The organism is Tsukamurella paurometabola, assembly GCF_900631615.1.
GTDB lineage: Bacteria > Actinomycetota > Actinomycetes > Mycobacteriales > Mycobacteriaceae > Tsukamurella > Tsukamurella paurometabola_A.
In genome coordinates this window covers 3,495,066-3,510,543 of the sequence record NZ_LR131273.1, presented here as the reverse complement: position 1 = coordinate 3,510,543, position 15,478 = coordinate 3,495,066, and the positions used below count along the sequence as shown (strand labels likewise).

General features: G+C 69.9%; 16 protein-coding genes and 1 tRNA gene. 7 read left to right on the top strand and 10 right to left on the bottom strand.

Annotated features, from left to right (window positions below):
• Positions 1-707: 707 nt before the first annotated feature.
• Together ELY19_RS17540 and ELY19_RS17535 are read left to right on the top strand one after the other, a co-directional pair.
• Complete coding sequence (locus ELY19_RS17540; protein ID WP_126197379.1) at positions 708-1,271, top strand: helix-turn-helix domain-containing protein; 564 nt, start codon at positions 708-710, stop codon at positions 1,269-1,271.
• Positions 1,272-1,317: 46 nt separating this feature from the next.
• Complete coding sequence (locus ELY19_RS17535) at positions 1,318-2,415, top strand: site-specific integrase (RefSeq protein WP_227966921.1); 1,098 nt, start codon at positions 1,318-1,320, stop codon at positions 2,413-2,415.
• 105 nt (positions 2,416-2,520) lie between these two features.
• Here ELY19_RS17535 and ELY19_RS17530 read toward each other — a convergent pair.
• Together ELY19_RS17530 and ELY19_RS17525 are read right to left on the bottom strand one after the other, a co-directional pair.
• Positions 2,521-2,594: transfer RNA gene (locus ELY19_RS17530), tRNA-Leu, on the bottom strand.
• A gap of 37 nt (positions 2,595-2,631) precedes the next feature.
• Positions 2,632-3,747: a polyhydroxyalkanoate synthase family protein gene (locus tag ELY19_RS17525; RefSeq protein WP_126197377.1), complete on the bottom strand. Its 1,116-nt coding sequence runs from the start codon at positions 3,745-3,747 to the stop codon at positions 2,632-2,634.
• Positions 3,748-3,807: 60 nt separating this feature from the next.
• On the opposite strand from ELY19_RS17525, the gene ELY19_RS17520 reads away from it, so the two are divergent.
• The gene (locus ELY19_RS17520; RefSeq protein ID WP_126197376.1) at positions 3,808-4,422 is read left to right on the top strand and encodes an ANTAR domain-containing response regulator; all 615 of its coding nucleotides are present in this window, start codon (positions 3,808-3,810) and stop codon (positions 4,420-4,422) included.
• A gap of 7 nt (positions 4,423-4,429) precedes the next feature.
• On the opposite strand, the gene ELY19_RS17515 is transcribed toward ELY19_RS17520, so the two are convergent.
• Positions 4,430-4,738 carry a hypothetical protein gene (locus tag ELY19_RS17515; RefSeq protein ID WP_126197375.1) on the bottom strand — a complete coding sequence of 103 codons (309 nt, stop codon included), beginning with the start codon at positions 4,736-4,738 and terminating at the stop codon, positions 4,430-4,432.
• Positions 4,739-4,888: 150 nt separating this feature from the next.
• Here ELY19_RS17515 and ELY19_RS17510 point away from each other — a divergent pair, with 150 nt between their 5' ends.
• Entirely contained in the window at positions 4,889-5,845 is a 957-nt protein-coding gene (locus tag ELY19_RS17510; protein WP_164711637.1) for a cytochrome c oxidase assembly protein, read from the top strand.
• Between the two features lie 49 nt (positions 5,846-5,894).
• Here ELY19_RS17510 and ELY19_RS17505 read toward each other — a convergent pair whose 3' ends face one another.
• Genes ELY19_RS17505 through ELY19_RS17480 form a run of 6 tightly spaced genes read right to left on the bottom strand, consistent with a single transcriptional unit; the run spans position 5,895 to position 12,151 of the window.
• Positions 5,895-6,629 carry a rhomboid family intramembrane serine protease gene (locus ELY19_RS17505; protein WP_126197373.1) on the bottom strand — a complete coding sequence of 245 codons (735 nt, stop codon included), beginning with the start codon at positions 6,627-6,629 and terminating at the stop codon, positions 5,895-5,897.
• Positions 6,630-6,637: 8 nt separating this feature from the next.
• On the bottom strand, positions 6,638-7,189 hold the full coding sequence (locus ELY19_RS17500) for a hypothetical protein (protein ID WP_126197372.1): 552 nt from the start codon (positions 7,187-7,189) through the stop codon (positions 6,638-6,640).
• A complete protein-coding gene (locus tag ELY19_RS17495; RefSeq protein ID WP_126197371.1) occupies positions 7,186-8,076 on the bottom strand; it encodes an acyl-CoA thioesterase in 891 nt (296 codons plus the stop codon). The genes ELY19_RS17500 and ELY19_RS17495 overlap by 4 nt, the downstream gene beginning before the upstream one ends.
• A 39-nt stretch (positions 8,077-8,115) precedes the next feature.
• The gene (pyk, locus tag ELY19_RS17490; RefSeq protein ID WP_126197370.1) at positions 8,116-9,537 is read right to left on the bottom strand and encodes a pyruvate kinase; all 1,422 of its coding nucleotides are present in this window, start codon (positions 9,535-9,537) and stop codon (positions 8,116-8,118) included.
• Between the two features lie 10 nt (positions 9,538-9,547).
• Positions 9,548-10,597: a prolipoprotein diacylglyceryl transferase gene (gene lgt, locus ELY19_RS17485; RefSeq protein WP_227966919.1), complete on the bottom strand. Its 1,050-nt coding sequence runs from the start codon at positions 10,595-10,597 to the stop codon at positions 9,548-9,550.
• Between the two features lie 33 nt (positions 10,598-10,630).
• Positions 10,631-12,151 carry an ArnT family glycosyltransferase gene (locus ELY19_RS17480; protein WP_126197369.1) on the bottom strand — a complete coding sequence of 507 codons (1,521 nt, stop codon included), beginning with the start codon at positions 12,149-12,151 and terminating at the stop codon, positions 10,631-10,633.
• A gap of 108 nt (positions 12,152-12,259) precedes the next feature.
• Here ELY19_RS17480 and ELY19_RS17475 point away from each other — a divergent pair, with 108 nt between their 5' ends.
• The 3 genes from ELY19_RS17475 to ELY19_RS17465 are packed head-to-tail and all read left to right on the top strand — an operon-like array spanning position 12,260 to position 15,047.
• The gene (locus ELY19_RS17475) at positions 12,260-13,357 is read left to right on the top strand and encodes a sensor histidine kinase (RefSeq protein WP_126197368.1); all 1,098 of its coding nucleotides are present in this window, start codon (positions 12,260-12,262) and stop codon (positions 13,355-13,357) included.
• Entirely contained in the window at positions 13,354-13,983 is a 630-nt protein-coding gene (locus ELY19_RS17470; protein WP_126197367.1) for a response regulator, read from the top strand. The genes ELY19_RS17475 and ELY19_RS17470 overlap by 4 nt, the downstream gene beginning before the upstream one ends.
• A complete protein-coding gene (locus ELY19_RS17465) occupies positions 13,980-15,047 on the top strand; it encodes a lycopene cyclase family protein (RefSeq protein WP_164711636.1) in 1,068 nt (355 codons plus the stop codon). Before ELY19_RS17470 ends, ELY19_RS17465 begins: the two co-directional genes overlap by 4 nt.
• Here the strand turns inward: ELY19_RS17465 and trxA are convergent.
• Positions 15,016-15,384: a thioredoxin gene (gene trxA / locus ELY19_RS17460; RefSeq protein WP_126197366.1), complete on the bottom strand. Its 369-nt coding sequence runs from the start codon at positions 15,382-15,384 to the stop codon at positions 15,016-15,018. The genes ELY19_RS17465 and trxA overlap by 32 nt on opposite strands.
• Positions 15,385-15,478 lie beyond the last annotated feature (94 nt).

Sequence of the window (15,478 nt, the reverse complement as noted above, 5' to 3'; positions counted from 1 at the left end):
CGCGGCCTTGATCCGCAGCCAGCTCGCGCACCCATCGAGCGGCCCGATCGGAGTGCGATCCACGCCCCGTCGGCGCGGACCGTGGAGGAGCTTCGGGCTCCGTCACGCCGCCCCCTCTGCTCGCGCCGCCGCGTCCAGGAGTCGGTGGGCAGCCGCCCGTGCGTCAGCCGGAGTGATGGCGACGACCACCGTGCTCTCGCCGGTAAGGGGGTCGAGCGATCCGAGCGCGATCGACACGCGCGGCACAGCAAATCGATGCGTGACCTGCACGTTTGCGACGTGACCGGGTGCCTCGCGGCGTGCTACGCTTGCCATGCTTTTCCCTCCTCCTTAAGGGTGAAAGCGACGAAGAGCCCCGCGCCCCGGGGCTTTTCGCGTATTAGGACGCCGTCACCACCCTCCCGGCTTACGAACGGCCGATTCAATCCAGGCGATGAGATCCGAACCGCGGTATGTAACCGCGCCGCGCGGGCGATGCTGCACATACTCCGGCCCAATTCCACGCTCCCGCATCTTCGCCAGCCCAGCGGCTGTAGTCCCAGGGATCACGTCGGCTGCCGCCCGAGTCGAATAGAGCGCATCAGGATGAATGAAGCCGGTAACCGTCGTCATGGTGCCCCCTTGTCGGCATAGGTCGTAATATGAACCCAAGCGAACCATGAGCGTCGCCACTTGTCAACTATGGTCGCTTCTGCGACCCTAGCGGGGTGACTAAACTCGACACGCTCATTGGAGCGCGCGTCCGCCAGCTTCGTACGGATGCGGGCTTCAGCCAGGACCAACTCGCGCGCGCGGCACAGCGGGCAGGCCTTACCTGGCAGAAGGCACGGGTAACCCAGCTTGAACAGGGCAAGGTCGCGGCTGCGCATCTAGAGACATTGCTCCCCTTGGCTATTGCACTTGGCGACCTGCTGGGCCATCCCCTTCAGCTTGCTGACCTTATCCCCGAGTCCGAGGAGCCCGTCCGTTCGGCGCTGCGCGGCACCCCTGTCACACCGCTGCTCCCCCCGCTTCCCGATCCAACCCTCGCACCGGGTTGGGGTGCGGTCGATGACCGGATCAGCGCAGAACTCGACGCTGATCCGGTAGTCGTCCAAGTTGCCGCCGAACGCTTATACGGCACGACGGCGACAGTCGAGCGTGATCGTCGCGCTGGCGAAGGAGCGAACAAGCAGCGACGCGCTCGGCAGACTCCGCTCATCGTCGCCGAGGTGGCGGCTGAGATCGAGAGGGTCGCGGTTGAGGAGGCCGCGCTCGATGGCAACGATTGAACGTTACGAACTTGCGCGAGGGCCTGCGCGAGACCGAGGCCGCTACATGGTGAGGTATCGCCGTCCGAGCGGTGTCCAGACGACGAAACGCGGATTTCGAACTCGAAGGGAAGCGGAAGCGTACCTCGCCACCGTCCAGGTCAGCGCACTTCGTGGCGAGTACATCGATGTCAACGCTGGCAGGGTCACAATCGGCACTCTCGGCACGGAGTGGCTCGCGGGTCGCGCGCACACCAAACCGTCCGGTGAGCGCTCAGTCGAATCGGCTTGGCGCGTCCACGTCGAGCCGCGTTGGGGCCAAGTCCAGGTTGTGAAGGTGCGGGCCACCGATATTCGGGTCTGGATTGCCGAGTTGTCCGAGAACTTGGGTCCCAACTCAGTCGCGCGGATCCACGGCGTGCTGTCCGGCATCTTGGAGGGGGCGGTGGCAGACAGGCGGATCGGGTCGAATCCCGCCCGCGGTGTGAAGTTGCCTCGACGAGGTACCGCGAAGAGCAACGAGTTTCTCACTCACACGCAGGTCGCACTGTTCGCCAACGAGGCCAAGCAGCATGCGATTGAGGTCTATGTCCTTGCGTACACAGGGTTGCGTTGGTCGGAGCTCGCGGGCCTCCTGCGGCGTCACATAGACCTCCGACGCGGCAGAGTGTCGGTTGAGAGGATCGCCGTGTTCGTGGGTAAGACGGTGCACATCGGCGATCCAAAGGACTACGAGCGTCGAACGGTTCCCCTACCCGCGTTCGTCGTCACGATGCTCGCCGACCACTGCCGAGGGATGCAGCCAGATGACATCGTGTTTCCGGCTGCTCAAGGCGGATACGCCAAGCCGCCGGGGCATAACACCTGGTGGGACGGTGCAGTTCAGCGATGCATCAAGAACACCACCAATACGCGCGCAAAGGAAGCTGCGCAGAGCGAGCACGGAGAGGCTACGACGCCACCTTTCCCTCGTGTGACGCCGCACGACATGCGACACACTGCAGCCTCGTTGGCCATCTCCGCGGGCGCTCATGTCAAGGCTGTTCAAAGAATGCTGGGCCACAGCTCTGCCACGCTCACTCTCGACACCTACGCGGATCTCTTCCCCGACGACCTCGACAGCGTCGCTGTCGCACTAGACCGCGCAGCCACCCTCTCCGCGTAAGCATCGGACCGAACTGTGCTCAAAACGTGCTCACGACCAGCTCTGAACCCGAAGACGAAAGAACCCGCAGGCGATCTACCTGCGGGTTCTTTCGTATCTCGGCAGTGCCCCCGGTGAGACTCGAACTCACACTGGACGGGTTTTGAATCCGTTGCCTCTGCCAATTGGGCTACGGGGGCGTCCGGCGGACCGTCGGAAACGGCCAGCCGAGCCAGCTTACCGGGCGGGGTCGGCGACCTCGGACCCGGCATCCACGGACGCGAGGAAGGCGTCGATCACGGGCCAGGTCTCGCGGACGGCATCGGGGCCGGCGACGAGGCCGAGGTGGCTGGACTCGACGGTCGCGAACTCGACGCGCGGCGAGCCGGTGAACAGATCCACGCCGTGTCGCGCGGTCTCCCACGCGCACAGGGCGTCCCGGTGCGAGCCGAAGAGCTGGATGGGCACGTCGATGGAGTGCAGATCGATGGTCCGCTCCCCCAGCTGCACGTGCCCGGCGGCGAGCTCGCCGCGGAAGATCAGCCGCTCCCACAGCTGCGTCGCCAGCTTGCCGGGGTAGCCGGGGAAGGTGCGCTGGAAGCGGTCGATGACCTCCATGCGCGCGAGCTTCTCGGGCTCGCCGAGGTTCTCCAGCACGAACTTGGGCTTCTTGAGCTCGCGGTCCCACGACGTGGCGCGGTAGGCCACCTGCACGATCGGCGCAGGGATGCCGCCCATGAGCGCGATCAGCGCGCCGGGACCCATGCCGCGGACGGGCTTCGCCAGCTTCGTCACGAGCGGGTACGGCGGCTGCGCGGCGTACTTCAGCGGGGTGGCGATGGAGACGATCGAGCGGATGGAGTCCGTCGACGCGCCGGCGGTGAGGAACGACAGCGTGCCACCCAGGCTCCATCCGTACAGGTCGACGCCGGCACCGTCGGGCACCTCCCCGTCCCAGAAGTCCTCCAGGGTCCGCGCGATGGCCTGCGGGATGATGTCGAGCGCGAAGTCCTCGAACCCGAGCCCACGGTCGCCGTAGCCCATCTCACCGAAGTCGATGACGTAGGGGACGCGCGCCGTCGAGGCCAGGTGCGCGACCACCGACGTCTCCGGCGAGAGGTCGTAGCAGGTGGCGGGCGCGGCGATCGGCGGCACCAGAAGCACCGGCGCAGCTCCGGCGACCGCAGCGGCACCACGGTCGGAATCCGAGGCGAACCGGCGGAGGGTGCGGTGGTCACCGTCGGCGACGACGACGTGCGGGGTGCGCTCGACGGGGCGGATGCCCTCCCCCAGGGTCAGCGCCCAGAGATTGCCGGCACGCTCGCGCAATTGAGTCAGGCTCAATACGTTCATGGGCCTTACAGTACCGCGCGCAGCGGGCCCGATCCCGACCGCCCGGTAACGTACCCCCTGATGAAAGACACCGAGCCCACCCCGCACCGCGTCCTCGTCGCCGAGGACGAGGCGATCATCCGCATGGACCTCACCGAGATGCTGCGGGAGGAGGGCTACGACGTGGTCGGCGAGGCCGAGAACGGCCAAGTGGCCCTGGAGAAGGCCCGCGAACTCCAGCCCGACCTGGTGATCATGGATGTGAAGATGCCGGTTCGCACCGGCCTCGACGCCGCACAGGACATCGCACGCGAGCGGATCGCCCCCGTCGTGATGCTCACCGCCTTCGGTCAACGCGAGTTCGTCGAGAAGGCCCGCGAGGCCGGCGCGATGGCCTACCTCGTCAAACCGTTCACCAAGGCCGACCTGGTCCCCGCCATCGAGATCGCGATCAGCCGATTCGCCGAGCTCAAGGCGCTGGAGAAGGAGGTCACCACACTTGCCGGCCAACTCGAGACCCGCAAGCTCGTGGACCGGGCGAAGAGCATCCTCATGCAGGCGCACGGCGTCTCGGAACCGGAGGCGTTCCGGTGGATCCAGCGGACCGCGATGGACCGCCGGACCGACATGCGCACCGTGGCACACCTGGTGATCGACACCCTGGGCACCCCCACCGACACGGCGGGAGCGCCCTAGCGGTCGATCAGACCGCGCGGACGGACCGCGACGGCGGCAGCTGCTGGCCCCGGTAGTACCCGGTGCGCGGCATGTTCTGGAACGCCGGCGCCTCGCCCGTGGCCTTGTCGTTCTGCCGATCGATGACCTTCTTCACGGCCTGGGGCGAGGTGCCCGTGTAGCGCGCGATGTGCACGATCGGGATCCGCGCGGCGTAGGCCGCGAGAATCGTCTTGCGGTACTGCTCCTCCGCGTTGGCCTTCAAGTGCGACCAGTGCGAGATCGGGCTGAGGAAGTCGCGGACCTCTTGAGGCGTGGGCTCGGGGACCTTCGGCATCTCTACTCCGTGAGTTCTAGCCCGGGGCGGGTACCCAGGCGGCTGATAGGGGCGTTCGACCGTACATCGACCGTCGGCCGTGGTTTGTTACACGCCGGTTGGATTAGTTTGCCAGGGGTGGTACAACGGGCATCGATGTATCCCTCAGCTGTGGCGACCACGTCGCCGGATGTGCTCCATACCTGGGTTTTCACCCCTGTGGTGACGGGGCTCATGGTCGTCGCCTCCATCCTCTACGTGTACGGCACGATCCGCGCGCGGCGCGCCGGAGTCGCGTGGCCCATCTCGCGTCTTCTCTCGTGGTTCGTAGCCATGGCGCTCCTGGTGTTCTCGGTCAACACCGTGATGGCGGAGCTCGCCAAGCACCTGTTCTGGGCGCACATGGTGGTGCACCTCGTGCTCATCACGGTGGTGCCGATGTTCCTCGTGCTCGCGGAACCGATCCGGCTGCTCGCGACGGCGACCGGTGAGACGGGCGACCGCCGCGTGCGCGCTGTGCTGGGCAACCGGGTGGTCCGCCTGATCACCAGCCCGGTCGTCGGCCTGCCGCTGTACGCGTTCGCGCTGATCAGTACCCACCTCACCGGCTTCCAGGATCTCGCCCTCGACAATCCGTGGCTCAAGCAGCTCGAGTACACCGGCTACTTCGTGGTCGGCTGGATCTTCATGCTCCCGCTCATCGGCAACGAGCTGTGCGGCCCCACCAAACTGTCGCACCCGCTGCGCTTCGCCTCGTTCCTGCTGGCGATGGGCCCGGACACCCTGGTGGGCGTCACGCTGATGATGACCACCACGGAGCTGGCGCCCGGGTACGCCGCGTCGCGACTGGGCTGGGGCCCCACCGGGCTCGAGGACCAGTCGGCGGCCGGCGCCATCATGTGGTTCGGCGGCGACGGCCTCATGATGATCCTGCTGCTCGTGGTGGCGTTCCAGTGGATCACCGCGGAGGCCACCGGCAAACGCGGCGGGGGCATGGGCTCCTGGCTCGACTCCGCCCGCCGTGGACAGCTCATGGGCGAGGACGGGGCGGACGTCGACGTGGACGACGACGAGGCGGCACTCGCCGCCTACAACGCCCGGCTCCGGGAGATGAACCGGGGCCACTGACGCCCCGCCGTTCGGAGGCCTTCCCCAGGCCGGATCACCGTGCTGAGGGCTACCGCACGGAGTACACCTGCGCACCCGGGTAGGTGCCGAAGCGGATCGCGATCGCCGCGACGACGACGGCGGCCAGGACGCCGGCACACGCCCAGCCGAGTCCCTCGACCTGCTGCCGGGTGCGCCTGTCGCGGGGCAGCAACTCCGGCACGTAGACGAAGCCCGCGGCGACCAGGGTGCCCAGGATGAAGCCGCCGAGGTGGCCGAGCCACGAGATGCTGGAGAACGTGAACGAGGCGACGACGTTGACCCCGATGATCAGGAGCAGCGACGTGGGATTCAGCCGGAATTTCAGGAAGAGCACCAGCGCAGCACCGATCAGGCCGAAGATCGCGCCGGACGCACCGACGGTGATCGTCCTCTCGAGCCCGAACCAGAGCACGGCGGCGCTGCCACCGAGCAGCGACAGCGCGTAGATCGCACCGAACCGCGCCCGGCCGAGCGCCTGCTCGACGTTGCGGCCGAAGACGTACAGCGAGAACATGTTGACCAGCAGGTGGATCGGCCCGAAGTGAAGGAAGCCCGAGGTGACCGCCGTCCACCACCAGCCGTTCGCGGTGGCGGGTTCGGACAGTGCGAACCTCGCGACCTCGTACGAGGCCATGTTGTTCTCGATGCTGCCGGTCTGCTTCGCGCTGAACGCGAAGACGATCACGTTGACGGCGATCAGCGAGTAGGTCACGACGGGCTGCCAGTCCCGCCGGGTGGTGGTCCCGGTTCCGAGTGCGGTCACGGAGACGGCTAGTCCGCGAGGTACACCATGAGGGTGCCCGAGGTCGAGGCGAGCTCGCTCCCCGACACCGGGGTGGCCGGGCTGTCACCCACCGTCACCGCGTAGTTCACGTCGGGGTCCGCGTGCACGGACGACAGCGTGAACGGGAAGACGCAACGGCCGGAGCGCAGCACTCCCTTGCCGAGGGACGCACCGAAGGTGTCGGAGCCGTTCACGAACTCGATCCGCGCGTCCTCCTTGACCCCCGCGGCGTTGCGGGCGCCCGAACACGACGTGGAGGTCGCGGCGTACTCGGACGGAGTCAGCACAACGGCGCCCTGGCGCTCGAAGGCGGTGGTGGCGAACCCGAAGGACAGGGCGAAGATGCCGGCGATCGCCATCACCACGAGGACGATCGCCGTGAGGATCGCGACCCAGGTGCGCGAGCCCGGGCCGTGTCGACGCCACGGCTGCTGCGCGCCCTGCGGGAGCGCTGCGGGCAGGTCGGCACGCCAATCGCGGCCGGGCGTGCCCTCGGGCACGTTCGGGATCGGACGCTGCTGCGTGTCCTGGCTGGTCACTTCGCCCCCTTCGACGGGAAGTACTTGAGCACACCCTCCTGGGTTGTGCTTGCTACCAGAATGCCCTCCGAATCGAAGAATTGCCCGTTCGACATACCGCGACCGCCGTCGGCCACCGTCGAATGCGACGAATACAGGTTGTACTGATCGAATCGGACGCGGCGGTGGAACCACAGGGACTGGTTGAGGGTCACGGCCATGATGCGGTCGAATCCCCACGACAGGCCGTGCCGGGTGATGATCGAGTCGAGGATTGTGGTGTCCGACGCGTAGGCGAGCGCCGCGTCGTGGATCACCTGGTCCTCCGGGAGAGGCCCGGCGGTGCGGATCCAGACGTTGTTGTCCTCCTGGATCAGTCCCTTGCCCTTGGCGATCCACGCCGGATCGTTGGTGAAGCGCATGTCCATCGGCTGGGGCGCGTCGACGAACATCGTGACCACGTCCTCGTACCCGGCGAGGGTGTCCTGGATGTTCGGCAGGTCCTCGGGGCCCGGCACGTCGGGCGCAGGATCGCTGTGCACCAGGGGGTTCCGGCCGTCGGTCTGGTACGCGAGCTGCATCAGGGCGAGCACGGTACCGCCCTGCTCCACGGACACGAGGCGGTTCGCGACGTTCCGGGTGTCCCGCAGGCGCCGCACCACGAACTCGAGATCGGCGTTCGTCTCCCCGCCGTTGATGAAGTGCGTGTGCGCGGCGTGCAGGAACAGCGAATCCCGGGCACCCGGAACCGTGTTGCCCGAGGCGACGATCGCCTGCGAGAGGATCTGGCCGCCGAACGTGCGGGACGCGGTCTTGGCGGGGTGCCGACCGAGGTAGCGGTCCTCCCCCGCCTCCGCGAGATCCAGGGTGCCGAGGAACTCGTCGAAATCGGTGAGTGTCTCCGTCATGAGGACGAGAGTACTGCTAGCCGGTTCGACGGTTCGCCGTCAGTGATCGTCTTCGCCGATGCGGTGCACCTGGATGAGGTTGGTCGAGCCGATCGTGCCGGGGGGCGCGCCGGCGACGATCACGACCTGATCGCCCTTGGAGTAGCGGCCGATGCCCTCGAGCGAGTGGTCCACCTGCCGGATCATGGCGTCGGTGCTGTCGGCACCGTCGACGAGGAAGGTCTCCGTACCCCAGGACAGGGCGAGCTGGCTGCGGACCTCGGGCAGCGGCGTGAACGCCAGCAGCGGCAGCCGCGTGTGCAGGCGCGCCAGCCGGCGCACCGTGTCACCGGACTGGGTGAACGCGACGAGGGCCTTGGCGTTGAGCCGCTCCCCGATATCGCGGGCGGCGTAGGAGATGATGCCGCGCTTGGTGCGCGGCACGTGGTTGAGCGGCGGCACCGACGGTCCGCCGTCCTCGACGGCCTGCACGATCTTGCCCATCGTGCGCACCGTCTCGATCGGATACTTGCCCACCGACACCTCACCCGAGAGCATCACCGCGTCCGCACCGTCGAGCACCGCATTCGCCACATCCGAGGCCTCCGCCCGCGTGGGACGGCTGTTCTCGATCATCGACTCCAACATCTGCGTCGCCACGATCACCGGCTTGGCGTTCTCCCGCGCGATCTGAATCGCACGCTTCTGCACCAGCGGCACCTCCTCCAGCGGCAACTCCACGCCCAGATCACCACGCGCGACCATCACCGCATCGAACGCCAGAATCACGGCCTCCAGATTCTCGATCGCCTCCGGCTTCTCCAACTTCGCGATCACCGGAATCCGCCGACCCACCCGGTCCATCACCGCATGCACCCGCTCGATATCCGCCGGCGACCGCACGAACGACAGCGCAATGAAATCCACACCCAACCCGAGCGCGAACTCCAGATCCTCGATGTCCTTCTCACTGAGCGCCGGCACCGACACGTTCATCCCCGGCAGGGACACACCCTTGTTGTTGGAAACGGGGCCACCCTCAGTGACCTCACACACCACATCATTGCCGTCGACAGAGACGACCTTCAGGCCGACCTTCCCGTCATCGACCAACAACCGATCACCCGGACGCGCGTCCTGCGCCAACTCCTTGTACGTGGTCGACACCCGATCATGCGTACCGACCACATCCTCGACGGTGATCCGCACCGTCTCACCCGTCTCCCACACGGTCCGGCCGTCGCCGGCGAACCGACCCAGCCGGATCTTCGGGCCCTGCAGATCAGCGAGGATCCCGACAGCCCGGCCGGTCCTATCCGACGCGGCGCGCACGCGGTTGTAGTTCACCGCATGGTCGGCGTGTTCGCCATGGCTGAAATTCAGGCGCGCAACATCCATGCCCTCCTCGACGAGGGCGAGGACCTTCTCATCGGTTCCGACGGCGGGGCCCAGGGTGCAGACGATCTTGGTTCGACGAGTCACGGCGTCCACGTTAGTCCTCCTTATTCCGCTCTGTGGAGTCTCCCGCTAACCCGCGGGTTTCCAGCGGGCGAACATCAGCCCCCTCGCCGGGGTCCTCGCCCTCGTCGTCGAGGGCTGCGGGGCCATCGGCCGCCGTGGCGCCGTCCTCCGTGGGGGCGGCGTCCACGCCGTCCTCCGCGGGTGCGGCCGGCGATGGCGCCGCCGGCTCGTCCACGAACACCGAGTCCTCGCGGCCCTTGGGGGCGAGGACGAAGTACGCGACGGCGCCGGCGAACACGAGCGCTGCGGTGAAGACGTTGATCCGGACGCCGAAGATCAGTGTCGCGTGGTCGTCGCGCATGATCTCGATGAAGAACCGGCCGAGGCAGTAGCCGGCGACGTACAGGGCGAAGAGTCGGCCGTGGCCGATGCGGAAGCGGCGGTCGACGGTCACGAGGAAGGCCGCGACCAGTAGGTTCCAGATCAGCTCGTACAGGAACGTGGGCTGCACGACGGCGAGCACGACGCCGGTGCTGCGCCCGTCGAGCACATCGGGGCCGCGCTGGCCGACGTCGTTGGCCCGCTCGAAGATCTCGAGCCCCCAGGGCAGCGTCGTCGGCGCACCGTAGAGCTCCTGATTGAACCAGTTGCCGAGCCGGCCGATGGCCTGGGCGACGATGATCGCGGGCGCGATGGCGTCGGCGAAGGGGCCGAGCTTGATGCCCATCTTCCGGCAGCCGATCGCGGCGCCGACACCGCCGAGGGCGACCGCGCCCCAGATGCCGAGGCCGCCGTCCCAGATGCGGAAGACGGCACCGAGGCCGCGGCCGTTGGGGCCGAAGTAGGTGCTGAAGTCGGTCAGCACGTGGTAGAGCCGGCCGCCGATGAGGCCGAACGGCACGGCCCAGACCGCCACGTCGAGGACCTGGCCGGGCTTGCCGCCGCGGGCCACCCAGCGGCGGTCGCCCCACCAGCAGGCGACGACGATGCCGACGATGATGCACAGCGCGTACGCGCGGATCGGGACGGGCCCGAGGTGCCAGACGCCCTGGGCGGGGCTCGGAATGCTCGCGAGGATCACGCCCGTCACCCTACTGACCGCACGCGCGGTGCGTCACTGCGAGCGCAGCCGCTCCCACAGCTCGGGCCAGGCGACGGTGCGACCGCTGTAGAGCTGGACCACCGGGTCGGCGTCGTCGCCGGGCGCGGGCACGGCCCGACGGTGCGTGAAAGCCCGGTCGAGCACGGGCGACGGTTCGCCGATCCACAGCACGGTCCGCGCGTCGTCCGGCGGGCGACCGAAGTAGTAGTACGCGCGATGCCCGCTGTAAGCGCGGGGCAGGCCCTCGTCGCGCCCGAAGAAGTCGACGGCGGCGGCGAAGGGGTAACTCTCGGCGACGATGACGGCACCGTCGCGGTCGGCGGGCGGCAGGGTGCGGTAGGCGGCGACGACCGTCCCCGACAGCTTCTGCAGGAGGGTGTCGCCGTCGACGAGCATGCTGGCGGGCGCCCGCAGCGGGGGCGCACCGATCCGCTCCGCCGTGCCGGGTGACCACACCGGGGAGCCGGCGATCCAGCTGGCGGTCGAGCCGAGCAGCGCGATCACAGCGACTGCCCGCAGGATGCGGTGCGTCAGGCGCCCGCGGCGCGACAGCCACCGCTCGGCGACGACGGCGCCCGCGGCCATCGGTAGCGGGTACACCGAGGCCAGGTAGTACGCGCGGCCGTGCGTGAGCACGATCGCCGCCACCACCAGAAGCAGAGCGACGCCGAGGAATCGGTACGGCCGGAGGTCGCGCGAGCGCAGCAGCGCGGCGGTGCCGGTCACCAGCAGCGGCAGCCCGATGAGCAGGCCCGCACCGAACAGACCGACGAGCGCGAACTCTGCGCCGCCGGGCCACTCCGCCCTGACGACGGCGCCCATCCGGGTGTACGCCCAGTCGTGTCCGGCCTGCCACCACAGCGTCGGCGTGATCGCGACGACCGCGATGGCGCCGCCGGCCCACAGCGCCGGCCGCGTGACCAGCCGCCGCGGACCACAGGCCAGGGCGCCGATCGCCACCGCGATCCACAGCGCGGGCACGAGGAACTTGGTGAGCAGCGAGAGCGCGGTGACGGCGCCCGCCAGGAGCAGCAGCCGGTCGTCGCGGGTGCGGACCCACCGGACCAGGAGGTACAGGATGATCGTCCACCACAGCGGATCGAGCGAGTAGGTCACGAGCCAGTGCCCGACGGAGCTCACGAGCGACATCGCGACGGCCGCGGCGGCGAAGGCCTGCGCCCACGCGCGCCCGCCGAGTTCACGGGCGATCAGCCCGGCCAGCAGGGTGATCGCCACGACCGCCAGCGTCGCCGGGAGCCGCAGGACGACGAGGCTCCCGTGCGCAAGATGATCGAGTGCCGCAGCCAGCATCGGGACCAGCGGCGGCTGGTCGAAGTAGCCCGCGGCGGGGTGGTCGCGTCCGGCGACGATGAAGTACGCCTCGTCGAAGAAGTGGCCGTAGTTGCGGCTGCCGATCAGCATCACCGCGAGGACGACGGTGCCGACGAGGGCGAGCGGCCCCCGCGCCGGCCGCGGTAGCGCATCGGTATCAGGGGCCGGACGGAAGCCCGGGCCGGTGAGCTGCGTAGTCATGACGTCGACGGTCCCCGGTCGCGCGCGATCCCGGTAGCGCCGTTCGGCGGCGGACCGACCGACGAAAGGAGGTACCGGCAGCGTCGGGCCCCTCCCTACGATGGCTGCATGCCCTCCGAACCCGGCCCCCGCGCCCGCGCCGCTCAGGCGGGCCTGCTGGTGGCGTCGGCGGCGGGCACCGTCGCACTGGTACTCGTGCTGTTCCCCGGCTTCCGGGGGGCCGGGCTGTGGCTGGGCGCGGCGGCGATGGTCGCTGCTTCCGCCGCGGTCGGACTGCTGCGTCCGGTGACGGCAGCTCCGCTCGTCGCGGCGGTCGGCTGCTATCTCGTCCTCGGCCCGTGGTCGGAGGCGACGGCGTCCGGCGCGGCGTTCTGGGTCGCGGTCGCCTCCTCGCTCGTCGCCTCGGCGGCCGCGCAGACCGCGCGGGACCGCCGCGAGGCCGTCATCGCCTTCGCGCCGTTCGTGGTGTTCGCGGTCGCGGTCGCGGCGTCGTCGCACTCCGTGTGGGGCGCCCTCGGCTCCCTCGCTCCCGTGCTCGGCGGCACGACCTTCGGGCTCGGCGTCCGGCTGCGGACCGCTCAGCGCGAGCGGCGCGCGCTCGCGGCGCGGCAGGCCCGGGCCGACGAACGGCTCGCGTTGGCGGCGCAGCTGCACGACCTGGCGACCGCCCGGTTGACCCGGATCGTGCTCGCCGCGCGCACGGCCGGGCAGCCCGGCATCGAGGAGGACGCGCAGGCCGCGCTCGCCGATCTGCGCCGCGTGGTGGTCGGGCTGCGCACCGCGGAGGCGCCGGCGGTGCCGCTGACGACCGGCGGCCTCGTCGCCTCCGGTGAGATCGACGGCACGATCGCCGAGGCGGTGGGCCGGGCGCGGGACGCCGGACAGCGCGTGGAGTTCGCCGGCGGCGTCTCCGCGCCGCTCCCCCGCGCGACCGCGGACTGCCTGGCCCGTGTGCTCGAGGAGGGTCTCGCGAACGCCCGCAAGCATGCGGCGGGTGCGGCGGTCGACGTCGAGGTCACCGACCGGGGCGTGCGCGTGCACAACTCGTCCGGCGCCGCCGACCCGGCGCTCGCGGCGACCGGTAGCGGCACCGGGCTGCGGGGCCTCGCCGCCCGCACCGCACTCGTCGGGGGCACGCTCCGTCACGGCCCGTCGCCCGACGGTGGCTGGACGCTCCAGGCCGAGTTCCCGGCGGCCGCCCGATGACGGCGGTGCGCGTGCTGGTCGCCGACGACGACCCGCTCGTGCGGGAGTACCTGCGATCCGTGCTCTCGGCGGAGGCCGCACTCGACGTGGTGGCGATGGCCGGCGACGGCGCGGCCGCGGTCGAGGCGGCCATCGCGCACGCCCCGGACGTCGCGTTGCTCGATGTGCGGATGCCGGGCGTCGACGGGATCGTCGCGACCCGCGCGCTGCGGGACCTCGATCCGCCGGTGGCGGTCGTCCTCATCACGACGCTGGACACCGATGCGGTGCTGGTCGACGGGCTCGCCGCGGGCGCAGCGGGCTTCGTGGTGAAGACCGCCGAGCCGGCGCTGCTGGCGTCCGCGGTGCGCACCGCGGCGACCGGCGGCTCGCTGCTCTCCCCCGACGCGCTGGCCCGCCTCGTGCACCTCGCCGGCGACCGGCCGCGGCGCGACCCGAGGATCGACGCGCTCGGCGAGCGGGACCGCGACGTGCTCCGCGAGCTGGCGACGGGCGCCTCGAACGCGGAGATCGCGGCGCGCCTCTTCCTCGCCGAGTCCACGGTCAAGGGCTACGTCTCGGCGCTCATGACGCGGTTGGACTGCGCGAACCGCACACAGCTCGCGCTGCTCGGGGCGGCGCTGTGACCGCGCCGGACGTGGTGGTGCTGGGGCTCGGCCCGGCGGGCCGCGCGGTCGCGCACCGCGCGGCCGCGGCGGGGATGGTGGTGCGGGCCTTCGACCCCGCACCGGACGCGCGCTGGCGACGCACCTTCGGGCTGTGGGCCGACGAGTTGCCGGAGTGGCTTCCGGCCGATGTGGTCGCGGCGGTGTCGACTCCGCAGGTGATCGCGCGGACCCGGCACGACCTGCGGCGGGAGTACGCGATGCTCGACGTGGACGCCCTGCAGGACGCGATGACTCTCGACGGCGTCGAGGTCCGCACCGAGCGCGCCGCGCGTGCGGGTCACGGCGCGGCGTTCGTGATCGACGCGCGCGGGCCCGCACCGTCGGCGCCGCTCGATGTCCCCCGGCAGACCGCGGCAGGGGTACTGCTACCGGCCGGCGCGCACGAGGAGCTCTGGATGGACTGGCGGCCGGCCCCCGGGGTGCCCGACCACGCACCGGCCTCGTTCCTCTACGCGGTGCGGGTCTCCGGCGACGCGGTGCTGCTGGAGGAGACCTGTCTGGCGGGAACGCCGGCGGTCGCCGTCGACGAGTTGGAGGTGCGGCTGCGGGCGCGCCTCGCGGCGCGCGACATCGAGGCCGGCGCGTTGTACGAACGCGTCGACTTCCCGCTGTCCAGTCCCGGACCGCGGCGGGGACGCGGCTGGTGCGGGATCGGCGCGCGCGGGACGACGCTGCACCCGGCCACGGGCTACTCGATCGCCGGGTCGCTGGCCTTCGCCGACGCCGCGGTGGCCGCGGTGGCGGCGGGCCGGAACCCGGTGACGACGGACGCGGTGACCGCCCACCGGCTGCGGCTGGCCGGCCTGCGCGCACTGTTGACGATGCCCCCGGTCGAGCAGCGCGCCTTCTTCGAGGTGTTCTTCGGGCTGCCGGACCGCCACGTGAGAGCCTTTCTCTCGTGCTGGTCCGGAACGACCGCGACCGCCGCAGCGATGGCTGCGGCGTTCGCGGCGGCGCCGTGGGGGCTGCGCCGGCGCCTGGCGCGGGGCGTTACTCCGCCGGCCTCTCGCCGGCGCCGCTGAAGTCCGCCTGCTCGATGTCGAGCGCGCGGGCCTGGCCGATCAGGTCCTCGAGCGCGGCGGGCGGGAGCGCACCGGCCTCGTTGTAGACGAGATTGCCCTTCTTGAAGACCATGAGCGTGGGGATGGAGCGGATGTTCGCGGCGGCCGCGAGGCTCTGCTCGGCCTCGGTGTCCACCTTCGCGAAAACCACATCGGGATGGGTCTCGGATGCCTTCTCAAACGTCGGCGCGAACGCGCGACAGGGGCCGCACCACGAGGCCCAGAAGTCGACCAGCACGATATCGTTGCCGGTCACGGTCTGATCGAACTTGTCTGCGGTCAATTCAACTGTCGCCATACCCCCTCCAACGATTTTGCCGACTCCATGATTCCCATTCGCCAAAATGTCGGATGCGATCGCTATTGTCTACTCGGGCGCGCACCCGCGCGCC